Origin of the sequence: Chitinophaga silvatica (assembly GCF_003419895.1) — a bacterium.
GTDB lineage: Bacteria > Bacteroidota > Bacteroidia > Chitinophagales > Chitinophagaceae > Chitinophaga > Chitinophaga silvatica.
The window spans coordinates 22,153-28,445 of record NZ_QPMM01000021.1 but is presented as its reverse complement, the minus strand read 5'-3'; the positions used below and the strand labels follow the sequence as shown (position 1 = coordinate 28,445).

General features: G+C 35.3%; 5 protein-coding genes and 1 tRNA gene. 1 reads left to right on the top strand and 5 read right to left on the bottom strand.

Features of this window, described 5'->3' with window-relative positions:
• The first annotated feature begins 724 nt into the window (after nucleotides 1-724).
• Nucleotides 725-798, top strand: a tRNA-Asn gene (locus DVR12_RS27400).
• Nucleotides 799-1,036: 238 nt separating this feature from the next.
• Here DVR12_RS27400 and DVR12_RS27395 read toward each other — a convergent pair.
• The 5 genes from DVR12_RS27395 to DVR12_RS27375 form a co-directional block, all read right to left on the bottom strand.
• The gene (locus tag DVR12_RS27395) at nucleotides 1,037-1,861 is read right to left on the bottom strand and encodes a DUF3883 domain-containing protein (RefSeq protein WP_116979044.1); all 825 of its coding nucleotides are present in this window, start codon (nucleotides 1,859-1,861) and stop codon (nucleotides 1,037-1,039) included.
• A 1-nt stretch (nucleotide 1,862) separates the two neighbouring features.
• Nucleotides 1,863-3,488 (bottom strand): DEAD/DEAH box helicase, encoded by a 1,626-nt coding sequence (locus DVR12_RS27390; protein WP_158563394.1) that lies wholly within the window; start codon nucleotides 3,486-3,488, stop codon nucleotides 1,863-1,865.
• Nucleotides 3,489-3,649: 161 nt separating this feature from the next.
• Nucleotides 3,650-4,933, bottom strand: a complete 1,284-nt coding sequence (locus DVR12_RS27385) for a hypothetical protein (protein ID WP_116979040.1) — start codon at nucleotides 4,931-4,933, stop codon at nucleotides 3,650-3,652.
• 2 nt (nucleotides 4,934-4,935) lie between these two features.
• Nucleotides 4,936-5,391: a PDDEXK family nuclease gene (locus DVR12_RS27380; protein WP_116979039.1), complete on the bottom strand. Its 456-nt coding sequence runs from the start codon at nucleotides 5,389-5,391 to the stop codon at nucleotides 4,936-4,938.
• On the bottom strand, nucleotides 5,388-6,275 hold the full coding sequence (locus DVR12_RS27375; protein ID WP_116979037.1) for a DNA-methyltransferase: 888 nt from the start codon (nucleotides 6,273-6,275) through the stop codon (nucleotides 5,388-5,390). The genes DVR12_RS27380 and DVR12_RS27375 overlap by 4 nt, the downstream gene beginning before the upstream one ends.
• Nucleotides 6,276-6,293: the final 18 nt, after the last annotated feature.

Genomic DNA, 6,293 nt, shown 5'->3' with positions numbered 1-6,293 from the left:
TTATCCACGATTTCCTATCTAATTAGACTGCAAATCAAAGATTTTTAACTTGATTCCCCAAGTTTTCAACTTGATCCATATTATCTCCAAATTCATTTTAGTGCTTCTCCAATGCCATGCTTCCTCAATAGCTCTTCTTTATAGAATCTTTGACAGTCCTTCGATCTATCCTGTATTTCTCAGTGCCATATGCATCATTATTATCTAAAGCACCATATAAACTAATGAATTCTTCGAAACCTCACATCACGATCTAACGCATAAGTATACACGAAAGACTTGGTGCCAAACGTGGAAATACTATATCTTTTTTCGATTTAAAAATATCCGTTAGTTATTTTTAGCAAGGGGGCATTTAAAAAAACATGCCCGTATTTCTAAAATGCATAGCAAAGAAACTACAGCCGCGCTGCATATTAAATTACATGATGATCGAATCGCTGAATTTCATGCCTTAACTGTAGAATTTTCCCATCGAATTTCATTCGTTTGAAGTAGTAATATTTGCATATCTGAAGAGTACTAAGCCTATTAAAAACATCCCCAATACATTTTTAACTGAAAAACATCTCTAAAAAGGTTCATAATAGATTCTGAGCCTTTTTTTAGGCAAATACATAAGGAGGGGCATATAAATTCAAAAAAACATTAAATTTTTTCTTTGAAATGTGCAGGCTTTTAGTACATTTGCGACCCGGATGAACTAAAATTCAATCCGTTACACTCCTCCTTAGCTCAGTTGGTTAGAGCATCTGACTGTTAATCAGAGGGTCGCTGGTTCAAGTCCAGCAGGGGGAGCTTGGTTATCAAACATTTGAAAGGTCGCGTCAGCGGTCTTTTTTGCTTTTTGCCAACAATTTGTCAGCAGCGTGGTGAAAAAGCTTATTAATAACTAAGCTAATTTATTTTTCGCGATATTTTGTCAGTAGAAATAGGTAAAGATGCAAATAGTCTCTCGGTATTAAACACGCGCTTTTCTTGAGGAATAAGTAAATAGATGTGGGCAAATGACCACTTTGATAGAAAATTTTTTTCATTACAGTAATACCTTAAACGGTATTTCTACATTTTCCCAATTACCATCACCATTATTTCCTGGAATATGTATAGCCATCTTTTCAACTTTTATTTTATAGAGTTTATTATCTTCACCCAAATGCCAAAGGTGGAAAATAAAATTTGCACTGTTCTCCGCGGTGTTCCATTCATTCCTGGTAAGATGTAGTTTTGCATAACTGATTTCTGAAGTCGTCGCTTTAACTTCAATCTGAAGTTTCCTGTTTGATACCTTATCAGTAACTGACAAAATATCAAATCCTGATAGGTTAGATTCCACCGCTTGCCAAATGGGCTTTACGCCGGTTCTTTCCCACTCATAGTTAAAACTTAATTTTTCTCCAGCACGACCAATTTCTGTCATTTTCTTTTGCGAATAATTTCTATAGGCTAATGCTAGTTTATCCCAAAAAAGTATAATCTCATCATTAAGTTGATCGAACAAACCACTGTCTTTAAAACATTGAGCTACATCTGGAGGCAAAAAATTTTTAGCCTCTGTTCTACCCTTTAATAACAGCGATCCCCACACTGGATTGAAATTCAAAATCAAATCCTCCAGTTGAAAGCGCAACGCAGATTTATAATCAACAATTGAAATTTCCTTTCCCCTACTAGAGAGTATAATAACGCCGTCTTTTGACAACTTTGACCATCCACACTTAAATGAAACATCAAGAATTTTATCCGCTGTAGAATACTTGAATGTTTGAAAATGAGTCTTAAAGCTGGATGGGGTCATGCCTGCCTCAGGAATAAGATTTAAAAAATCGTGAACTGAATATAGTAAGCTAACTGAAAACATATTATAATTGACCTTTCAAGTGCCGTAATAATTGCTTTGCATCCTCTTCATCAAATCCTTCTTCATCTAATTCAACAGTTACAGGCTCAATATTCAAAGAAGGGTCTTCCATAATTTCCGACATACGTTTCACTTTCTCAATTAATCGAATATCTATAAGGTCATCAATAGAATTAGGAGAATGGACGATTTCAATTATCGTTTCAATACCTTTGGGCAAGCCTAGTCTGTGAATACGGTCCATAGATTGTAGAAATTGTGCAGCATTATATCCTCTATCGACATATATTGCATGATGACATATCATGTGCAAACTTATACCCTCCGAACATGCTGCTGGATTTGCAACTAATACCTGCATATTAGGATCATCATGGAAATCTTTAATAATCCTCTCTCTGGTATTCTCTTCTTCTTCACTACCAGCCTCCACTCCGCCATGAATACATTTGGCTCCAAGATCTGAAAGCATTTGAGTCAATATTTCCACGTTTTCTACAAAGCCAGACCAAATCAAAACCTTTTTCCCTTCTTTAGCCAATTTCCTCGCTTTCATTACTGTATAACTCAATTTATTGCTTTCCCCGTATTCGATTGCTTCGCGTAAAGCATCTGGAAAGTCGTAAATGGTTTTTAAAAGAAGTGAAGGATTTGTTACTACCTGTAGTAACCTAATATAGCTTTTACCCAAATGCCTGTATAGTCTTCGGGCATTATTTGCTACTCCCGAAGTTTGTCTTAATTCCTCAGAACGAATAAGGTTATATAGATGCCGCTGCGATTCATTCAATGGAATTGGAGTTCTTATAAATTTTAACGGAAAATCTTCAGGATTTAGTAATTCATCCTTTGTTGTCCTCACATAAACTCTTTTTAGCTTCTCTTTTACATTATCAACATTAAGGTTTCCATCCGTCGGAAATAAAAAAGAATATTGAGGAAGCAAATCTGCAATTCCCTGAGGCATTGGAGTTCCGGACATTATTAGCTTCCCAACTGGCAAATGTGAAATTCTTTGAATTTGTCGCCCTGTATCGGTCCTGTCTCCTCCTTTCATCCTATGACTTTCATCAACAAAAACAAACGTAGGATTTTGATCAAGATAGTTAGCAATGATATTAGAACAGCGATTAAATTGCTGATATGAAATCAAATAGACATCCTGCTCATTGAATGCTAAATCATCTTCAATTCGCGAACTTCCTTGAGTTAACCTTTTTACATTTAAATTATGATTGGGCAAACAAACTTGTATTTGTTCCTCCCAAGCAGGGAATGCACTTTTTGGACAAATTACCATGAGCTTTTGACCTTCCTTTCGATGCAAAAGCCAAAAGGCTATGGCCTCCGTAGTTTTTCCAGCACCTGGAACTGAAAAAGTAGCGCCGAATTGAATTCTAGAAAGCTTTGATAAGTTCCTAACTTGTTGTGGAGTAAGCTTACGACTAGGATTAAACCCCAATACCTCAAGAGTTGATTGTATTTGGGGTTCAGATATTCCAGTGGCTTCGTCAATAGAAGCTATATCCTTCTGGACTTTAACAGATTCTGAAAGCATCTGCTTTGCCAATTCAGTAAAGGATAATTCAACATTAAATAGACTTTCAATGTCAGCTAAGATATTCAAATTAGAAATGAATGAGTGCCATGGAAGCTCAATTGCGTTTTCGAATATCTCTGATTGGTCATTAATATCGCTATAATAAGACCTAATTCTTTTCCAATCGTTATTTGGAATATCTGTCGTAAGCCGACATGACTGACTTAATTTTATGTAATCTATCAATATCATTTATTATCTGCCCACTCCTTTAATTTGTTTAACTCCCTTTCAATATTGGTAATTTGACTCAACACTCCTTTGGTATCTATCTCACCATTCTTAATAGCATTAGCTTCTACCAATAGAGTATTTGCCTTTCGAACTCTTTCAAGCACGCTCGATTTCTTTTTCTTTTCCCTCTCCAATGCTAAATACCCTTCAATCCTATCTGTTATAATCTCAATAACCTTTTCCTCATGTTCTGGCTTCTCTACCAATTTATTAATGGAAACTGCAGGATCAGGGAAGAGATTTAATCCAGTCAACGGAGATTTTAATTTTTCAGTAGAATCAAATTGCTTAAATTCTTCCTCAAACTCACTTGCAATATCATTCTGAATTAAAGATTGAGCCTCATACATGATAGGAATGTTTTTATACATTCTATCAGAAAAAGCCCCCTTATTCTTAATAGCTAAAAATGCAAGCTTTTCGAAAGTAGTTTTCTTGGCAATGCTCCCGGCCTTATCTTTCTGTTGGCAAGTATAAATTTTCTCAAAAGCATAAAAATCATCGATTATTTGATTATAATCTTTCGGACAACCGATGAATTCAAGGTAACGATCAGCAACCTCAAGTTTATTAATCAACCCAATAATTTCTCCCTTCTTTTGCTTTGTAATATCTGTCAATTGCTCATCACTAAAGTTGTACCTTTGCATACGTCTCCTATATCCAAGCGCTCTGCTTACCCACGAGAAAGGTTCCTTAATATCCTTCTGTTGCTCTAAAAAATCTTCGATCTGATCTATTTTATCACCATCAAGACTTGGCAACACCACCACTCTGATATGACTAAAGCGTCTGTACTTTTCATAATTCCCTTCGAGTAGCACTCTAAATGCGCATAGCCTCCTGTTACCTGAAATCACAAATCCGTCATGAGTTAGAATTAGTGGCTCTGTTTGATTTTGATTTTCGAAATATTTTATTAAATCTTTATCCTTATCTGAAGAGCCAATAAGTTTTTTTAAAAACCCGTGCTGAATTTCCTGTACTCGATCTGATTCAACTTCATTAAAAAAGTCATCTGGAAGTTTATTATTATAAATGTACTGTTCCTGTAATGCCAGCGTTCTTGTATTATCTAAACGGTACTTTGGCAGTTCGATAGAGACATGGTATACCTCATATAATTCAGTTCCGTTAACTGTAGGGATGTCCCATTTAGTGATCGTGTTTGCTTGTTTATTGAAAAATAACTCGTTAAACTTTTGCAAACGTTCGGGTAATGAATGACCGTATTTCATAACTATTTGACTCCAATTATTAATGTTGGTATAGTAACAATATCTTTGAATAACCTTATTTCAAAACAAAATCTGTCGAAATGTGCAATATTGGACCCCATTTTCTTTGCAGCCTCTTTCGAAGGAATAATATAGAATGCGGCTTTTGCCTTTTTATTCTTATAAACAAACTGTAGTTTTAATAAGTCTGCATAAAATCGGCTCATATTTCCAGTTTGGAAACATAATGCATGATCATGATTACTGGACGTTAGTGATATTTGTGAATGCGCATCTAACTTAAAATCATCGGACCATCCTACCTCTTTCAGTTGCGCCAAAATCATCTTCCTTAATTTAACGGCACATCCTTCATATATCTCAAATTCTGTTGACTCGAGAATTTCAATAAGGGTATCCTTAATTGTTTGAGAAACAGCTTTATCTGCTTCATTATGCGAATAAAGTTCTATTGTCATACGCGAAATTCAATGGGAACTTGGGACAGTTTGGATTGTGTGTGATCATATATTGGGGTTCCTATAGGGCGAAATTGTAGGGTTCCATTTTGAAACGCTTGAACTCTTTCTAACCCAATATCCCTGTACTTCAATTCTTTCTCAATACCGATAACATTCCTATTGTTCTTCAAACTTGCCAATACAGTTGAGCCTACGCCTGCAAATGGATCCAAAACCCAATCGTCAGCATTTGATAACGCTAAAACGCATCGCTCTACTAGCTCTATTGGATACTGGCAAGGATGCTCCGTTTTCTCAACATGATTGGATTTAACATTGGGAATATTCCAAATTTCATTTTCCCAATCATTTAATACAATCTCCCAAATATCTGCAGGATTTTTACCTTTGGGGTTACCTGAATATTGGCCTTTCTTTGGTCCCTTAAAATGTTTCTTTCCTGGATACTTGGACTTAACTCTAACATCATCAAGATTAAAAGTGTATTTGTCTTCCTTGGTGAACCATAAGATAGTTTCATATCTGCCAGAGAACCTTTTAGAAGAATGTAAACCGTGTCCAAAATGCCATATTATTCTATTACGTAGCTTTAGGCCCAGACTTTTGAAAATATCATAATAGAAGAAATCAAGTGGAAAAATTTCGCCTTTATCAATATAATTACCCACTTGCCAACAGATACTACCTGATGAATGTAAAACTCTGATAAGCTCCTTGATAATAACCTTTTGCTCTTTTAAATAAGATTCAATTGACTTTTTGGTTTCGTATTCTTTTCCTACGTTATAAGGCGGAGATGTTATTATTAGTTTGAATTTGCCGTCCTCAATGCCTTGAAGCTTTTTATAAGAATCACCTAATATGTATTGATATTCCGACATGTTTAAATCTAAGTTAGT